The 15,183-nt window shown below is 61.5% G+C and carries 16 protein-coding genes; 11 read left to right on the top strand and 5 right to left on the bottom strand.

Translation table 11 applies throughout. From position 1 onward, the window contains the following. Positions 1–7 precede the first annotated feature (7 nt). From AD670_RS12335 to AD670_RS31945, 6 genes are all read left to right on the top strand, one after another. Complete coding sequence (locus AD670_RS12335; protein ID WP_053132229.1) at positions 8–1,237, top strand: nitrate/nitrite transporter; 1,230 nt, start codon at positions 8–10, stop codon at positions 1,235–1,237. After that, a complete protein-coding gene (gene cysC, locus AD670_RS12330; protein WP_053132226.1) occupies positions 1,234–1,848 on the top strand; it encodes an adenylyl-sulfate kinase in 615 nt (204 codons plus the stop codon). Before AD670_RS12335 ends, cysC begins: the two co-directional genes overlap by 4 nt. A 96-nt stretch (positions 1,849–1,944) precedes the next feature. Then, entirely contained in the window at positions 1,945–2,583 is a 639-nt protein-coding gene (locus AD670_RS12325; protein ID WP_053132221.1) for a CGNR zinc finger domain-containing protein, read from the top strand. A gap of 111 nt (positions 2,584–2,694) precedes the next feature. Beyond that, entirely contained in the window at positions 2,695–3,813 is a 1,119-nt protein-coding gene (locus AD670_RS31655; RefSeq protein ID WP_172681467.1) for a type III secretion effector protein, read from the top strand. 142 nt (positions 3,814–3,955) lie between these two features. Continuing rightward, a complete protein-coding gene (locus tag AD670_RS31950; RefSeq protein WP_256243898.1) occupies positions 3,956–4,261 on the top strand; it encodes a type III secretion protein in 306 nt (101 codons plus the stop codon). A 188-nt stretch (positions 4,262–4,449) separates the two neighbouring features. Beyond that, positions 4,450–5,367, top strand: coding sequence for a type III secretion protein (locus AD670_RS31945; protein ID WP_256243897.1), 918 nt, complete (start codon positions 4,450–4,452; stop codon positions 5,365–5,367). A gap of 9 nt (positions 5,368–5,376) precedes the next feature. On the opposite strand, the gene AD670_RS12305 is transcribed toward AD670_RS31945, so the two are convergent. Beyond that, the gene (locus tag AD670_RS12305; protein ID WP_053132218.1) at positions 5,377–6,528 is read right to left on the bottom strand and encodes an MFS transporter; all 1,152 of its coding nucleotides are present in this window, start codon (positions 6,526–6,528) and stop codon (positions 5,377–5,379) included. A gap of 342 nt (positions 6,529–6,870) precedes the next feature. Between AD670_RS12305 and AD670_RS12300 the strand changes: the two genes are divergently transcribed. Further along, positions 6,871–7,875: a DeoR family transcriptional regulator gene (locus AD670_RS12300; RefSeq protein WP_053132215.1), complete on the top strand. Its 1,005-nt coding sequence runs from the start codon at positions 6,871–6,873 to the stop codon at positions 7,873–7,875. Positions 7,876–7,911: 36 nt separating this feature from the next. On the opposite strand, the gene codA is transcribed toward AD670_RS12300, so the two are convergent. The 4 genes from codA to AD670_RS12280 all read right to left on the bottom strand — a co-directional run bounded on the left by codA (position 7,912) and on the right by AD670_RS12280 (position 12,334). After that, entirely contained in the window at positions 7,912–9,147 is a 1,236-nt protein-coding gene (gene codA, locus AD670_RS12295) for a cytosine deaminase (protein WP_053132212.1), read from the bottom strand. Positions 9,148–9,261: 114 nt separating this feature from the next. Continuing rightward, complete coding sequence (codB, locus tag AD670_RS12290; protein ID WP_053132209.1) at positions 9,262–10,530, bottom strand: cytosine permease; 1,269 nt, start codon at positions 10,528–10,530, stop codon at positions 9,262–9,264. A gap of 290 nt (positions 10,531–10,820) precedes the next feature. Further along, the gene (gene queD / locus AD670_RS12285; protein WP_003190259.1) at positions 10,821–11,177 is read right to left on the bottom strand and encodes a 6-carboxytetrahydropterin synthase QueD; all 357 of its coding nucleotides are present in this window, start codon (positions 11,175–11,177) and stop codon (positions 10,821–10,823) included. A gap of 77 nt (positions 11,178–11,254) precedes the next feature. Then, positions 11,255–12,334: a patatin-like phospholipase family protein gene (locus tag AD670_RS12280; protein ID WP_053132205.1), complete on the bottom strand. Its 1,080-nt coding sequence runs from the start codon at positions 12,332–12,334 to the stop codon at positions 11,255–11,257. A gap of 194 nt (positions 12,335–12,528) precedes the next feature. On the opposite strand from AD670_RS12280, the gene AD670_RS12275 reads away from it, so the two are divergent. The 4 genes from AD670_RS12275 to AD670_RS12260 are packed head-to-tail and all read left to right on the top strand — an operon-like array spanning position 12,529 to position 15,126. Next, on the top strand, positions 12,529–12,831 hold the full coding sequence (locus AD670_RS12275; RefSeq protein WP_053132202.1) for a PepSY domain-containing protein: 303 nt from the start codon (positions 12,529–12,531) through the stop codon (positions 12,829–12,831). After that, positions 12,831–13,142, top strand: a complete 312-nt coding sequence (locus AD670_RS12270; protein ID WP_053132200.1) for a PepSY domain-containing protein — start codon at positions 12,831–12,833, stop codon at positions 13,140–13,142. The genes AD670_RS12275 and AD670_RS12270 overlap by 1 nt, the downstream gene beginning before the upstream one ends. Further along, a complete protein-coding gene (locus tag AD670_RS12265) occupies positions 13,142–13,810 on the top strand; it encodes a response regulator transcription factor (RefSeq protein WP_027603141.1) in 669 nt (222 codons plus the stop codon). Before AD670_RS12270 ends, AD670_RS12265 begins: the two co-directional genes overlap by 1 nt. Continuing rightward, on the top strand, positions 13,807–15,126 hold the full coding sequence (locus AD670_RS12260) for a sensor histidine kinase (RefSeq protein WP_053132199.1): 1,320 nt from the start codon (positions 13,807–13,809) through the stop codon (positions 15,124–15,126). Before AD670_RS12265 ends, AD670_RS12260 begins: the two co-directional genes overlap by 4 nt. Positions 15,127–15,183: the final 57 nt, after the last annotated feature.

Here is a 15,183-nt window from a genome sequence, read left to right as displayed (position 1 = left end):
GTACCTGATGAGCACACTGGTACACAGTAGCGCCCGCCCGTTGGACAGCGTCGTGCTGGCGGTGGTATTGACCGGATTCGTGGCCAGCACCTACGGGTTTGGCGTTTACCTGTTCGCCAACCTGGTGGTGGACATGCGCCGCGACATCGGTTTCGACTACACCACGGTGGGCTTGATCACCGGCGGCGCGCAGATCGGCTTCCTGTTGTTTTCATCGGTCACCAGTGTCATCAGCCGGTTTGTCGAGGGCTGGAAAATCAGCCTGGTGTCGACGCTGATCACCTCCCTGGCATTGCTGGGCCTGAGTGTCAGCGACAGCATCTGGTTGTCCGGGGGGCTGTTGATTCTGCTCGGGGGCTGTTCGGCCTCGGTGTATATCCCGCTGGCAGAAATCGTCACCAAGGGCTTCAGCCCCGGTCATCGTTCCAGGGTCATGGGACTGATTTCCAGTGGCACCAGCTATGGCGTGTTTATCAACGGCTTGCTGGTGTCGTTCCTGACCGTGCATGGCGGCTGGCGCTCGATCTGGCTGACGGCTGGCCTGATCTCGGTGGCCCTGTGCGGGGTGGCCTGGTGCTTGTTACGCCAGCGGGGGGCGGCCAAGGAGGGCGGTTCATCGCCGCAGCGGTCGGCGTCTTTTGAGCGCCCCACCGCGTGGCTGAGCCGGCCGCTGTACCTGATCTGGGCCATCGCGTTTCTGAATGGCATGGCGTTGTTGCCGTTCCAGACTTACCTGGCGCCTTACCTTCGCGATGAGCTGGGCGTATCGGTACAGGACACCGGATTTATCTGGACCACCATCGGCGCGGTGGGCATGGCCTCGGGGTTTCTGGTGGGATGGATTGCCGACAAGGTCGGGGTACGGGCGTCGTTGGCCATGTGCTTTTTAAGCGCGGGCCTGGCTGCGACCGTGGTGTTCAGTTTCAACAGCATTCCATTGTTCTATGTGGCGGCGTTTTTGTTTGCGCTGGCGTTTTATCCGGTCTTTGGCCTGGTTCCCAGTTACATAGGGCAAATCGTGCCGGTCAGTCGCCTGACCCAGGCATTTGGTATCGCCAATGTGCTGATCGGCTTGGGCGGTGTGTGCGGCAACTTCCTCGGCGGCTTTTCCAAGGACCTGACCGGGTCGTTTTCGAGCATCTATTGGGTGGTTGCGCTGCTGCTGTTCGGGCAATGCGTGATGGTGTTCATGTTGGGTAAACCGCCTGTTTCGGTGACGGAGGCTGAGCAGCCATGAGTTATTGTCCAGACCGTCCAGACCAGAACCTGCACGCGTTTGCGTTCAGTCATCCACGCGCCGAACACTTACCCATGCAGCACAAGCCCAGGGTGATCTGGATGACCGGCATCTCCGCGTCCGGCAAGTCGACCATCGCCGATGCCCTCGACATGGCCCTGCAGGCACAAGGGCGCCAGACCTGCATTATTGACGGTGACTCAGTGCGCGGTGGGCTATGCCGGGACCTGGGTTTTACCGACCGCGACCGCGATGAGAATATCCGGCGTGTCGCGGAAGTGGCGCGGTTGATGCTGGACGCGGGCCTGATGGTGATTGTGGCGTTGATCTCACCGTCCTCGGCCAGTCGGCATTACGCGCGTTCGATTATCGGCAATGAATATTTTGTCGAAGTGCATGTGGATGCACCGCTGGAAACCGCCGAAAAGCGTGACCCTAAAGGCTTGTACAAAAAAGCCCGGCTGGGGCTGATCAAACACTTCACCGGTATTGATTCGAACTACGACGTGCCGATCTTTCCGGAAGTGCACGTGGACACCCAGGTGCTGTCTGTCGAACAGTCTGTCGCGACTATTCTCGATTGGGTGGCTCGCGACGACGAGCGTGCCTAGCCGCTGGTCTTGGCACTGAGGCGGCGGTTTCTGCACGTCAAGAAAACAAGGTAATCTGCGCCATCGCAGCCCCACCATGTTTTTTCAGGAGCAGGCATGACGCATTTTACCGGCACTGCAAAGTCGATTCGCCTGATTGGCGGGGCCCAGGTGTTGGACTTCATCAATACCACCAATGGCCGTCGCCCTGGTTCTCCACTCAGGGTGATGGAAGAACGGCTCACCAGTTTTCAGTTCTTCTTTGAATGGGCGCTGCATGCGTCGTTGATCTCTGCCCAGGAGTTCGATGACTACAAGGCCATGGTGTTTGAATCGCCTATTTCCTACCAACCGGATCTGGACGCCATCATTGCGTTCCGCGAATGCCTGTATGGCGTGTTTTACCCGCTGTCCTTGCGCCAGGTTGCGGCCGATGCGGCCTTGCAGCAGATCAACCTGAATTTCCAGCAAGGCGCCGCCTGGCGGGTGCTGCGCACGGTTGACGGGATACCGGCCTGGGCGTGGAGAACCTGCTCCAACGCCGAGGAATTGACCGCAATGCTGATCGGACGCCTGGCGATCAAGGCTACGCAGTTGCTGGTGTCCGGTGATCTTCGCGAGTTGAAGTGCTGTACCGCCACGGACTGTGATTGGATATTTTTGGACATCTCCAAGAACAAACTGCGCAAATGGTGCCAGATGAGCGTGTGCGGCAGCCGAGAGAAATTGAGCCGCCTTAAACAGGCGCTGCAGTGACCAGGCCATCTGCGCTGCAAGGCCTGCGGAACCTGCCGGTTTCCTGATTCTTACATCCTCACATCACAGATTGCTGCTGGCTCAGGAACCGTTTCCGACAACGTGCCACACATGGGAAAGCTGATGGGCTTCGACGTTGCGTTGGAGCGGCAAGCTGAAGATCGCGCCCACCGTATGGAGAAAACGATGTCGGTATCAAGTTTCGATACACAGGTCTCTGCCTCATCCACCTCTGGCCTTTCGCTGGCCACTTCCACGCCTGAGGTCAAATCTGCTCAGTCGATGACTGCCCTCAACGGCCAATCGCCTGCAAACGTCAGCTTCCTGTCTCAGGAAAGCCAGGGCGGGCCGGTGTTCGGCGGTTATTCATCGTCGGCAGCCGGTCAGCGTGGCGCTGATCACGTGCTGCGTCATCCCAGTGCGCCCGCTACACAGGGCTTGATGGCAGCGGTCAAACACTGGATGGGCCCTTGGTTCCCCGGGCATCGCCCACCCTGCGGCAACCCGCCGCCGAGGCCGAATCCTGGCTGCAGCAATCCACCGCCGAGGCCGAATCCTGGCTGCGGCAATCCGCCGCCGAGGCCAAATCCTGGCTGCGGCAATCCACCACCACGCCCCGATCCCACCGTGTGTAAACCGTATCCGACCCCACCGTGCGGGCCTGATCCGTATTACTCGCGGAAAAACAACGAAGAACTGGCGAAGGAGTTGCACCGCAACTTCGACGCCTTCAGAGACCCCCGCAACCCTGGGTTTGTCAGCGTTGACAGCATCCGCGCTATGGCGGAAAAAGGCTGGTCCCGCGATCCCGCTACGAACGCGAACATTCGCTTGGCCAAAGAGTTGTTGCGCCGCCCGGACCTGATGAGCGCTCTTGACCGTAATCCTTCTACGGGTTCCCTGGATGGCCTGATCAACGTGAAAAATGTGAGAGACGTGATCAAGGGGGATAACTATTTCAAGTACGACAGCGACAAGCAGTTGGCCGCTGAAATGCTTACGCATTTCAACCAGCTGAAATATGATCCGCGGGCGCCGGAGCTGAGTTTTCGTGATCTGCAGAGGAGGGCGTCCCAGCCCCTGACGGGCAACGCTGCCCAGGATCACCTGACCCATCTGGCGCTGGAAATTCTCAAACGCACTGACGTGTTGAAGAAAATGGACAATGTCGCCGGCCGTGATAATGACCGCCGAATCAGTTGGCAAGCGCTTTACCAGCTTTCCCGTTAATCGAAGTCCATGCGCCGTCATCAAATGATGGCGCTTGGCTTAACTGTGTCAGGAACTGTTTACGCCGATTGACCACATAGTTCATATGAACCGGACTTGATCAAATCGATCGTTTTTCAGATTCCGCGTGGAGGGCCTGCACATGACATCAACCGCGTTTCACCCATGCCGGCCCAGCGGCCATGAGCTCTTTCGTAAAACCCATGATGGCGATCCGACTGTATCCAGGGGCGACATCGTGGCGCAAGAGCTCCTGGCCCCGTCGGATGTGCATGCTGTTGAAGCCAGGCGCATGAGGACCTTCGCCGGCCAGCGCAAATTCCAGGCGCCGGTCGAGGAAGACTTTTTCCGCGGCATGCTTGCGACCGGACAGGTGGCAAGTGACGACGCCAGACCTCTTAAGCACTCCAGTCTGATCAACAGCCTGATGACTTGGTGGCGTCGGTAAGGGCGCGGCTCACCAGACCTGCTGGTCGCTTTTTTACATACGGTCATGGGTATTCGTCGATTATCCGGAACTGTCGTGCCTGCCCAACCACACAGGAGGTGCCTGCCTGTGGAATCCATTCGATGATTTCACCCGCCACGGGGCAATCACCGGGCAGGTATGGATCGGAAAAGAGTTGGAGGAAACCCATGTCAACCGAGGGTGTACTACTTCATGGTCGGCCCTTGGCACTGGACGTGCCGGTTTTACAGCCTACCGCGCCAGCGCCGCTCATTCTCTCTGAAACCTCGGATGAGGCTCGTTCTGCACGCGCCGACGGGGTGTCGCGGGTGTCCTTGCCGCCGCGCCGAACATCGTCGGTACTGCGCCAGCGAGTGCTGCAGAATCGGCCTGTTACGCGTGTGAGCGTTTGCCAACCCGGCGTATCGTCCAGCGACAGCCAGTTGGCGCAGGCCCTGGAAAAAGACTTTGGCAGGCTGCACCCCTTCCTGAGCGAGGGGCGTTTGACGTGGTTGTCATTGCAGCGTGCTGCCGTTGAGGGTTTGGGCAAAAGCGAGGAGTTGGACCGAACGATTCAGGTGGTCGGCGAAATTCTCAAGCGTCCGCGATTGAGTGATGCGATTTTGAGCCGCGACGGCGATATCACACGTGACAGTCTCAGGGCGGCCGCCCTAACGATGCAGGGGAACAGCTCGCCGAGCGTGTTCAGCGAGGACCCGTTCCATGCCCAGGGTAATGCCCATGTGGTGAAGGCCCTGCAGGGCCAGTTCGAACAGTTGAGAGACAAGTCGCAGGACCGGACATTTCTCTTTGAACAGTACCAGTACGTTGAAATCGCCGCGCTCGAGGCCATCATGACGGATCCGTATGCGTTTGATCCACAGGGTACGCCCGTGCTGGATCGTTCCAATGGCATGCAGCGGCCCAAGTACAGCAAGCTCTGGGTCTTCACGGCCAAGAACATTCTTGGGCGGCTGGGTTTGCTGCCTTCACTGATACGTGCGAACGGCGCGCGACTGTTTGGTCCGCCTCAAAAGGAGGGATGGCTCAGCAAACAAAGCCTTGAACGTTGGCAGGAAGAGGAATTGGCGCGCAAATCGCGCTGATACCCGGATTCATACCTTGAGGATTTTTCCGCTCAGCGACACGCCTGCGAGCAACACTGCGATCAGCACAAAGGCGCTGCTCAGGCTGCTGCCATGGGCAATAAAACCGATCATCGCAGGGCCGGCAAGAATCCCGGCATATCCCAAGGTCGTGATGGCGGGCACGGCGATATGTTCCGGCATCACCGTTTGCTTGCCAACGGCGGTGTACAGCACCGGCACGATATTCGAACAACCGGCGCCGACCAACGCGTACCCCAGCAACGCGGTTTCCCAGGTCGGCAACAACGTTGCCAGCAACATGCCGGCAGTGGCCAGCGCACCACCGATCACAATCACGCGGGTCGCGCCCAGGCGCCGCACGATGGCATCGCCGGTCAGGCGTCCGGCGGTCATCGTCAGGGCGAAGGCTGCATAACCCAGGCCGGCGTAGGCTTCGTCCAGACCGCGTTCGGCACTGAGGAACACGGCGCTCCAGTCCAGCACGGCGCCTTCTGCCAAAAACACGATGAAGCACAGGCAGCCGATAAACAGCACGACGCCGTGGGGGATCGCAAAGGCCGGGCCCGAACTTTCACTGCCGTAGGGCAATAAATGTGGCCCGGCCTTGAGCAGCGCCACCGCCATGATGACGATCACCACCAGGGTCGCTTGCAGCGGCGACAGACCCAAGCCCAACAGCCCGGCAACCCCTGCGGCGCCGACGATTCCTCCCAGGCTGAACAAACCATGAAAGCCCGACATCATGGTCTTGCCACTGGCGCGCTCAACAATCACCGCTTGCAGGTTCACGGTGGAGTCCACCGTGCCAAGGCCCGCGCCAAACAGGAACAAGCCGGCGATCAGCAACGGAATCGAGCTGACCGTGGCCAGCATCGGCAAGGCCAGGCAGATCATGATCGTGCCGGCGGTCAGCACCCGGCGGCAACCAAAGCGAGACGCCAGCGCACCCGCTGCCGGCATGGCGATGATAGACCCCACCCCCAGGCACAACAGCAACAGACCCAGGGTGCCCTCACTCAGTTCTGCGCGCGCTTTGGCGTACGGCACCAACGGCGCCCAGGCAGCAATGCCGAAGCCAGCGATGAAAAATGCGATCCGGGTCGACATTTGCTCCAGTCGCCCGGGAATGACGGGGGCTGGGGTGGGGATGGCAGTCATGAAAAATCCTTGGTTTTGCGTTCAACGCACGATGTCCGGCCCGACATCCTTGCACATCAGGCCTTGGCGGGCGAGCCAGGTTCCCCGAGATAGGCAGGGATGAGTTTATTTTCGCGAGCCTGGAACGCTATGAACGCTGGTAACCACCCACAGATCGTCGTTGCACAAGGCGTTCTGGAAGGTGCGTAAACCCCGTGAGAACTGGTGAACCCCGGATTCTCGCGGTGGATTACCACCTTCCAGGCCGCTTCCCACAAACCTTGCGTTGTGTAATACGCTGCGGGTCCATCAGGTAGGCAACTGCGGGGACGAGCCGATGAAGATTGCAAGGCGGGCGGCGCCATGACCCTGTTCTATGACGCACGGGGCAATATTTACGGGGTGGTCACCCCGGCTTTTTTACGAGGACAGGGTATCGAGGTGCCTCATGGCGCGGCGCAGGCCGCGGCGACTCGGGAAGTTTGGACGGCCTCGGCCATAAGCTCCGAATGCGCTTGGGGATCAACGCCGCGCCCGGTCGATGGCAAGGCCCACCGCTGTGATGGCTTGCTGGTTGGCCCGTTCCAGGCCGAGCCGCCGTTTGACCTGCTGATCGTGAACACCGACGGCTCGCTGGCTGAGCGCAGTGGCAATGGGTTGACGATCTTCGCCCAGGCGCTTACTGATCAGGGCTTGATGGCCGGGGCCTGTGAGTTGCGCGTGCACCATGACAAGCCTGGCGCGGTATCGCCGATGGCGACTCGGATCGAGCCCGCCATTCATGAGCACATCTCTGGATTCTGGCTGGCCTTGGGGATGCCCGGATTCGGGCCGTCGGCCGTGGGGGCGCAGGGAGTGGAGCCGGTGTCCCTGGACGGCATTGAACTGAGCCATGTGAAGGCGTTGGCGGCGATTAACCCGCAGTGGGGGCACAGTCAGTTTGTGCGGGTGGGCAACCCTCACTGTGTGACCTTGGTCGAACAGGTGGCAGCCTTGCCGGACACGTTGCAGATGCAGCAACCTGCGCTGTTCGAACCGTTACAGGCGATAGCCTTCGCGCCCCCGGCAGGACGCGGCGAGCCATGTCCGACCGGGGTCAATTTGCAATGGGTCGCCAGGCAATCGCGCAATCGGGTTGTTGCCCGTGTGTTCGAACGGGGAGAGGGCCCCACGGCGTCCTCCGGGACCAGCGCCAGTGCCGTGGCGTGTGCGGCGTGGCGAGCCGGTTGGGTTGAGGGCGATGACATTGCGGTGGTGATGCCGGGTGGCACTGCGCCGGTTCGCTTGCATACTCAGGCCGATACACTGCTGGGCGTCAGCCTGTTTGGGACCGCCCGGCCTCAGGCATGGGGTCTTTTGAACGGCTGATGTCCTGAGTGGGTGTCAGCCGTTTCACATTCCTTCTTACATAAACTCCACCTGCGCCGGCTGGCGCTTCATCAACACCTTGCCATGGCGAATCGAGTACAGCGGCAACCCTTGGCTGCGAATCACCTCGTAGTCGCTGTCTGCCGAGAGGATCAACAGGTTGGCCGGGCGCCCGGCTTCCAGGCCGTAACGGTCACCCAGGGCCATGGCCTTGGCGCTGTTGTCGGTCACCAGGTCGAGGGCGCTTTGCAGGTTGCGATAGCCGAGCATATGGCAGATGTGCAAACCGGCCTCCAGCACGCGCAGGATGTTGCCGTTGCCCAGCGGGTACCAGGGATCGACGATGGAATCCTGGCCGAAGCACACGTTCATACCGGCTTCGAGCAGTTCGTTGACCCGGGTGACGCCGCGGCGTTTCGGGAAGCTGTCGAAGCGGCCTTGCAGGTGGATGCTTTCGGTTGGGCAGGAGACGAAGCTGATCCCGGAGTGCCCCAGCAGGCGGAAGAGTTTGGCGCAGTAGGCATTGTCGTAGGAGCCCATTGCCGTGGTGTGGCTGGCGGTGACGCGGGCGCCCATGTCGCGGCTGCGGGCTTCTTCGGCGAGTACTTCGAGGAAGCGTGAATGCGGGTCGTCGGTTTCGTCGCAGTGCACATCCACCAGGCAGTCGGTGCGTTCGGCCAGGTCCATCAGGAACTTGACTGAGCTCACGCCTTGGTCGCGGGTGTATTCAAAGTGGGGAATGCCGCCGATCACATCGGCGCCCAGGCGAATGGCTTCTTCCATCAGCTCGCGGCCGTTGCGGTACGACTCGATGCCTTCCTGGGGAAAGGCGACGATTTGCAGGTCGATCAGGTGCGTGCTTTCTTCGCGCACTTGCAGCATGGCCTTGAGCGCCGTGAGGTCGGGGTCGGTGACATCGACATGAGTGCGTACATGCTGGATGCCGTGGGCGGCGAGGGCCTGGATGGTTTTTTTGGCGCGGGTCCTGGTGTCTTCCTCGGTGATGGTGGCCTTGCGTTCGCCCCAGCACTCGATGCCTTCGAACAGGGTGCCGCTCATGTTCCAGCGCGGTTCGCCGGCGGTGAGGGTGGCATCAAGGTGAATATGCGGTTCGACGAAGGGCGGTATCACCAGGTTGCCGGCCGCATCCAGGTCATCGGCCGCCATCAACGGTGCTGTTGTTTGTGGGGTGATGCTGGCGATCCGGCCGTGTTCCAGGTGCAGATCATGCAGGCCTTCACGGTTGCGCAGGCGGGCGTTGATGATGTGCATGGGCAAGTTCCTCTTGGCTAAAAACAATCAGGCAGACAGCCGCCGGATCATCGGGGCAATGCCGATGTCCAGCGCTCATCAGGGTACCATTCTCGTGAAACCAGGCGTCCAGGCTTATGCCTGGGCGTCAGCCAGGGGCGCACGCATACGCAGTACGGCGCTGATCGCGATGTAGCTCAGCGACGCAGCGGCGATGCCCACCAACGGTGCGACCCACGGCGAGTGGAATGCCAGCACGGTGCCCACGGCATAGGCCGCCAGCCCAGGCCAGTTGAACGCGGGCAGGCGCGCCTGCGCCAGGCGTGGGTATTGGCCGCGATAACGGTAGAAGAAATCCGCCATGATCACCCCACCAATCGGCGGAATCACCGTGCCCAACAGGATCAGGTAGGGCACCAGCATGTCGTACATGCCGAGCAGCGCCAGCAGCGTGCCGATCAAGGCGCCGGCGAGGGTCACGGTCTTGCGGCGTTGGGTGCGCATCAGGTTGCAGCCGGCCACGGCGAAGTTGTAGATGGTGTTGTCCTGGGTGCTCCAGATATTGAGCAGCAGCATGGCCATCGCCGCCATGGCAAAGCCTTGCAGCAGCAATACTTCCACCACGTCCGGCTGCTGGTAGACGATGGCGCCGTAAGCCCCGATCAGCACCATCAAACCATTGCCGATAAAGAACCCGATCAGGCTGGCCAGCACCGCGACCCTGGCCGAGCGGGAAAACCGCGTCCAGTTGGTGGCCTGGGTGGCGCCGCTGACAAACGTGCCGAATACCAGGGTGATCGCGGTGGACACATCCAGCTCGCCGGTCGGCACCACCGCCAGCAGCCCCTCCAGCCCGCCGACTTTCACCGTGGCGACCCACATCGACAGAAACAGCAACAGCCCCATCGCCGGCACCGCGATGTAGGAAAGAATCTCCAGCCCGCGATAGCCCACGTAGGCCGTGGCGCAAAACACCAGGCCGAACAGCACCATCAACCCCAGCACGCTGCCCTGGCTCAGCTCGAAATACTTGCCGAGCACCACGGCGGCCGTGGCGGTGCCCCAGGCGTACCAGCCGATCTGGGTGAAACCGAGGATCAAGTCACTGAGCTTGCTGCCCACCTCGCCAAAGCAGAAGCGGCCCATCAACACCGAGTTCAACCCGCTCTTGAACGCGATGTAACCCAGGCCTGCGGCGTAGATACCCAACAGCAGGTTACCCAAGGCCACCACGCCGAGCATGTCGGTGAAGCTGAACGCCACCCCCAGCTTGCCGCCGGCAAACATGGTCGCGGTAAAAAAGGTGAAGCCCAGCAGCACCATGGCGGTTGACGCCAGGCCTTTGCGCGCGTGCATGGGGACTTCGCTTAGGGGGTAGTCGTTGCCTGATTCTGGCGGCGTCATGTGCGTGCTCCCTGAATGAGTGACGCAGCCTCGTTGCACCGTGCGTGCCAAATCTGCAGCAGTGACGGGCGCACGCTATTAGAGGGTAAACGCAGGCGAGGGTGTTCGCTGTGCCCCGTCGGGCACGAAAGCGGTGCAGCGGTGGTACAAATTGGACCCGTCGAACAGCGTTGTCAGCGAGCCTCGTGCCACACAACCGCCTCGCCCCGAGGCTCAGCGTAAGACCAAGGGTTGCAACAACGCAGGGCACAAAAAAACCACCGCAAGGGTGGTTTTTTCACATCGCCGGCTTACTCGCCGCGATAGATACAGCCGCTGGTGCAGGTCTCATGGATGCGAATCGCACTGAGCTCCGGCAACAGCGGTTTGAGTTCATTCCAGATCCACTTGGCCAGCACTTCGCTGGTGGGGTTTTCCAGGCCTGGGATGTCATTGAGGTAGTTGTGGTCGAGGCGTTCGTAGAGCGGCTTGAAAATCGCCTTGATCTCCGAGAAGTCGCGAATCCAGCCGGTATGCGGATCCAGGTCGCCGCTCAGGTGGATCGCCACCTTGAACGAATGCCCATGCAGGCGCCCGCACTTGTGGCCTTCCGGTACGTGGGGCAGGCGGTGGGCGGACTCGAAGGTAAACTCTTTGAAGATTTCCACAGTATTTTTCAGCTCGGTCAGGTATCTGGCAGGCGGCGAGTTTAACAGCTTGATCCGGTACCGCGCATACCGCTCGGTCAAAGCGCCTGCAAGCGCTCGCCCAGGCCGGCGTTATCGGCCAGTTGCAGAAACTCATCCCCCAGCCGCCGGCTCTCGCTCATCGCGGTTTGCCAGTACTTGTTGCGACTCGGGTCGTCGCCCATGAAGCGCTTGAAGTCGCTGCGGTCCGGCAGTTTGCCGTGGGGCAGGCGGGCCAGGTAGTCCTTGGACGGCGCCAGCAGCAACACATCCTGCAAGCCTTGCTGGTTGCTGCGCCGCCATGGCAGGCCCTTGTCGAACCAGCCGGGGATGACCCGGTCGGTGAAGTGCGGGTACAGCACGATGTCGTCGCCGTGGTAGGGCAGGTCGAGGTGATAGTCCAGCAGGCCGCCGTCGCGGTAGGTGCCGCTGCCTGCGCCGGGCAGGTCGCGCACGCCTTGCATCACCATGGGGATCGAACCGGACGCCAGCAGCGCCTGGCGCAGGTTGCCCATGTCCAACTCAAGAAAGCGCGATGGGAAATCCTTCAGCGGGTGCACCGGCGGTGCCTGGCGCGGATCGTGGATGATCAGCCGCTCGAAATGCCGCGCCAGCCGCGCACGCCCGCGCAGGTTGTCGGCAATCACCGATGACAGGCCCAAACCCAGGCGCCCGCGATGGTCATCGGCGAGCAGGCCGTGGCTCTTGACCACCATGATGTTCAGCCGGTAGTCGGGGTTGTCCAGCACGCGCGCATCGCGGCCAGCCAGCAGGTCGTCGAGCATGCGCTGGCAGCTGCGGCTGACTTCGGCCATGGTCACGCCTTTGGCAAAGCGTTGTTCGTTGTACAGCCGGCCGAGGTCCAGCAGGCCTTGCACCGGGTCGGGCAGGCAGGCGCTGGCAAACCGCCAGGAACCGATCGATGCGCCGATCAGCGCACGTTCCCGTGGCGCGCGCGGAAGCCAGTCGCCGAACAGCGCCAGGTCCAGGCCCTGGATCCCCAGCGCCTTGGGGCCGCCGGCCGCACCGGGGAGGATGCCGACATCCGCAGGTTTAAGGCCCTGCTCGCGAATGCGCGTAAAGGCGCGTTTGCCGGCCTTGAGGGTCAGGGCGGGGAACTTGATATGGATGGCTGTCATACCGGTCTCTGTTGAAGCGAGGTGTAGGAGCAAGCTTGCTCGCGAAAAACGTTAACGATACCGCGTGAATCCTGAATAAACATCGTAGCCCGTCGCGCCTGCTGGAAATTGCCATGGTGGCAATTCAGTTTCAGTTAAGTTGCAGCCGCTACCGTAGCCGGCGTAGGAAAAACATCGTTTAACGGAGACTCATCATGAAACGCCTCACTGCTCTGGTCGCCGCCGCTTTCATCGCCGCCACGGCGACTCAGGCCGGAGCCGTGGACCCCGACAAACCACTGATCGTGCCCGCCACTGTTACAATTGTCGCTTTCGACCAGCTCGAAGCCACAGCCCAGGCCCTGCACCCCGGTTCAACGCTGCTGGACACCGACCTGGACGAGGCTTACGGCAAGTATGTCTATGAAGTCGAACTGCAAGATGCCGACGGCATTGAATGGGAGGTCGAATTGGACGCGCTCACCGGGCAGGTTCTCAAGAATCATCAGGATACGTAATGAAGGCAAATTTACGCGCCGGCAGTCGAGTGGCGTTGGTGCTGGTGGTGTTCTGCTCAGGCTTGCAGGCCCGCGACCTCAATCAGGATGAAGCCTTGGCGCTGCGCCAGCAGGGCGTGATCCTGCCTCTGGAGCAACTGTTGCAGCAGGCCATGGCACGCTATCCCGGCTCGCGCCTGCTGGAAGCCGAGCTTGAAAAAAAACACGGCCAATATGCCTATGAAGTGGAACTGGTGACCACCGAGGGCGTGGTGCGCGAGATTAAACTCGATGCCACCAACGGTGTACTGATCAAAGATGAGGAAGACTGATGCGCCTGCTCCTGGTGGAAGACAATGTACCCCTGGCCGATGAACTGCTGGCCGGCCTGCAGCGCCAGGGCTATGCCGTCGACTGGCTGGCCGATGGCCGTGATGCCGCGTATCAGGGCCGCAGCGAACCCTACGACCTGATCATCCTCGACCTCGGCCTGCCCGGTTTGCCCGGCCTTGAGGTGCTGGCGCAATGGCGCGCCGCCGCGTTGGCCACGCCGGTGCTGATCCTCACCGCCCGCGACTCCTGGGCCGAACGCATCGAAGGGCTCAAGGCCGGCGCCGACGACTACCTGAGCAAACCCTTTCACCCCGAAGAGCTGCACCTGCGCATCCAGGCGCTGTTGCGCCGCTCCCACGGGCAGGCCAACCAGCCCACCCTGCAAGCCGCTGGCCTGCACCTGGACGAAGGGCGCCAATGTGTACTGCGCGACGGCGACGAGATCCAATTGACCGCCGCAGAATTTCGCCTGTTGCGCTACTTCATGCTGCACCCTGAACAGATCCTCTCGAAAAGCCACCTGGCCGAGCACCTCTACGACGGCGAGACCGAGCGCGACTCCAACGTGCTGGAAGTGCACGTCAACCACCTGCGCCGCAAACTGGGTCGCAGCGTGATCGAAACCCGGCGCGGCCAGGGTTACCGGTTTGGCGCCAGCCCTGCATGAAGTCGATTCAGCGCCGCCTGAGCCTGGGCCTGATCAGCGTGATGGTGATCGTCGGCGTGGTGTTGGCGCAGACCAGCCTGTGGTTGTTCGAGGCCGGTTTGCAACGCTACCTGGAAGCCGGGCTGCGCAACGACGCCGAGAACCTGCTGGTCGCCCTGGTGCGCGGGCCCAACGGTGTACAGCTGGATGAACAGCGCCTGTCGCCGGCCTATCAGCGGCCGTTTTCCGGGCATTATTTCCGTATCGATTTTGCCGACACCCACTGGCGCTCCCGCTCGTTGTGGGATCAGGAATTGCCCCGACTGCCCGAGGCCGGGCTCAAGGGCAACCTGCAATTGGGCCCCGAAGGCCAACAACTGCTGGTACTGCGTTCGGACTACAAGCGCTTTGGCCAGTCGATTTCCATCAGCGTGGCGCAGGACTACACCCCAGTGCGGGAAAGCTTTCGCCTGATGCGTCGGATCGGCCTGGTGCTGGGGCTGGCGGCGTTGCTGCTGGTGTTGTTTTTGCAGCGAGTCACCGTACGTCGCGCCTTGCGCCCGCTGGAAAACGCACGTAACCAGATCGCCCAGCTGCAACAGGGCCAACGCTCGCAACTCGATACCCAGGTGCCGCTGGAGCTGGAGCCGCTGGTGGCGCAGATCAACCACCTGCTGGCCCACACCGAAGACAGTCTCAAACGTTCGCGCAACGCTCTCGGCAACCTGGGGCATGCGCTGAAAACCCCGCTGGCGGTGTTGTTGAGCGCCGCGTCGAGCGAGGCGCTCAAGGATCATCCCGAACTGAGCAAACTGTTGCGCGAACAATTGGAGCAGGTGCAACAACGCCTCAACCGTGAACTCAATCGCGCACGGTTGGCCGGCGAAACCCTGCCGGGTGCCTTGTTCGACTGTGAAAAAGAACTGCCTGGCCTGCTCGCCACCCTCAACATGATCCATGGCGAACACCTGGACCTGCGCTACCACGTCGCGCCGGGCCTGCAATTGCCCTGGGACCGCGAGGATTTGCTGGAGCTGCTCGGCAACCTGCTGGACAACGCCTGCAAATGGGCGGATGCCGAGGTGCGCTTGACGGTCGCCGAGACGCCGCACAGTTACCTACTGACGGTGGAAGATGACGGCCCCGGCATACCGGAGGCCCAACGGGACCAGGTCTTCAGCCGGGGCGCACGCCTGGACGAACAGATCGACGGCCATGGCCTGGGGTTGGGGATCGTGCGCGATATTGCCGAGGTGTGGGGCGGGGTGTTGCAGTTGCAGGAGAGCGAACTGGGCGGGCTCAAGGCGCTGATCGAATTACCCAAGCGCCATGGCTGACACACCGTAGATCAACATGTGGGAAGGGGCTTTCTGTGGCCCCCCCCACATTGGACT

Source organism: Pseudomonas sp. MIACH, assembly GCF_001269925.1.
Taxonomy (GTDB): domain Bacteria; phylum Pseudomonadota; class Gammaproteobacteria; order Pseudomonadales; family Pseudomonadaceae; genus Aquipseudomonas.
This window is presented reverse-complemented; position numbering and strand designations above follow the sequence as displayed.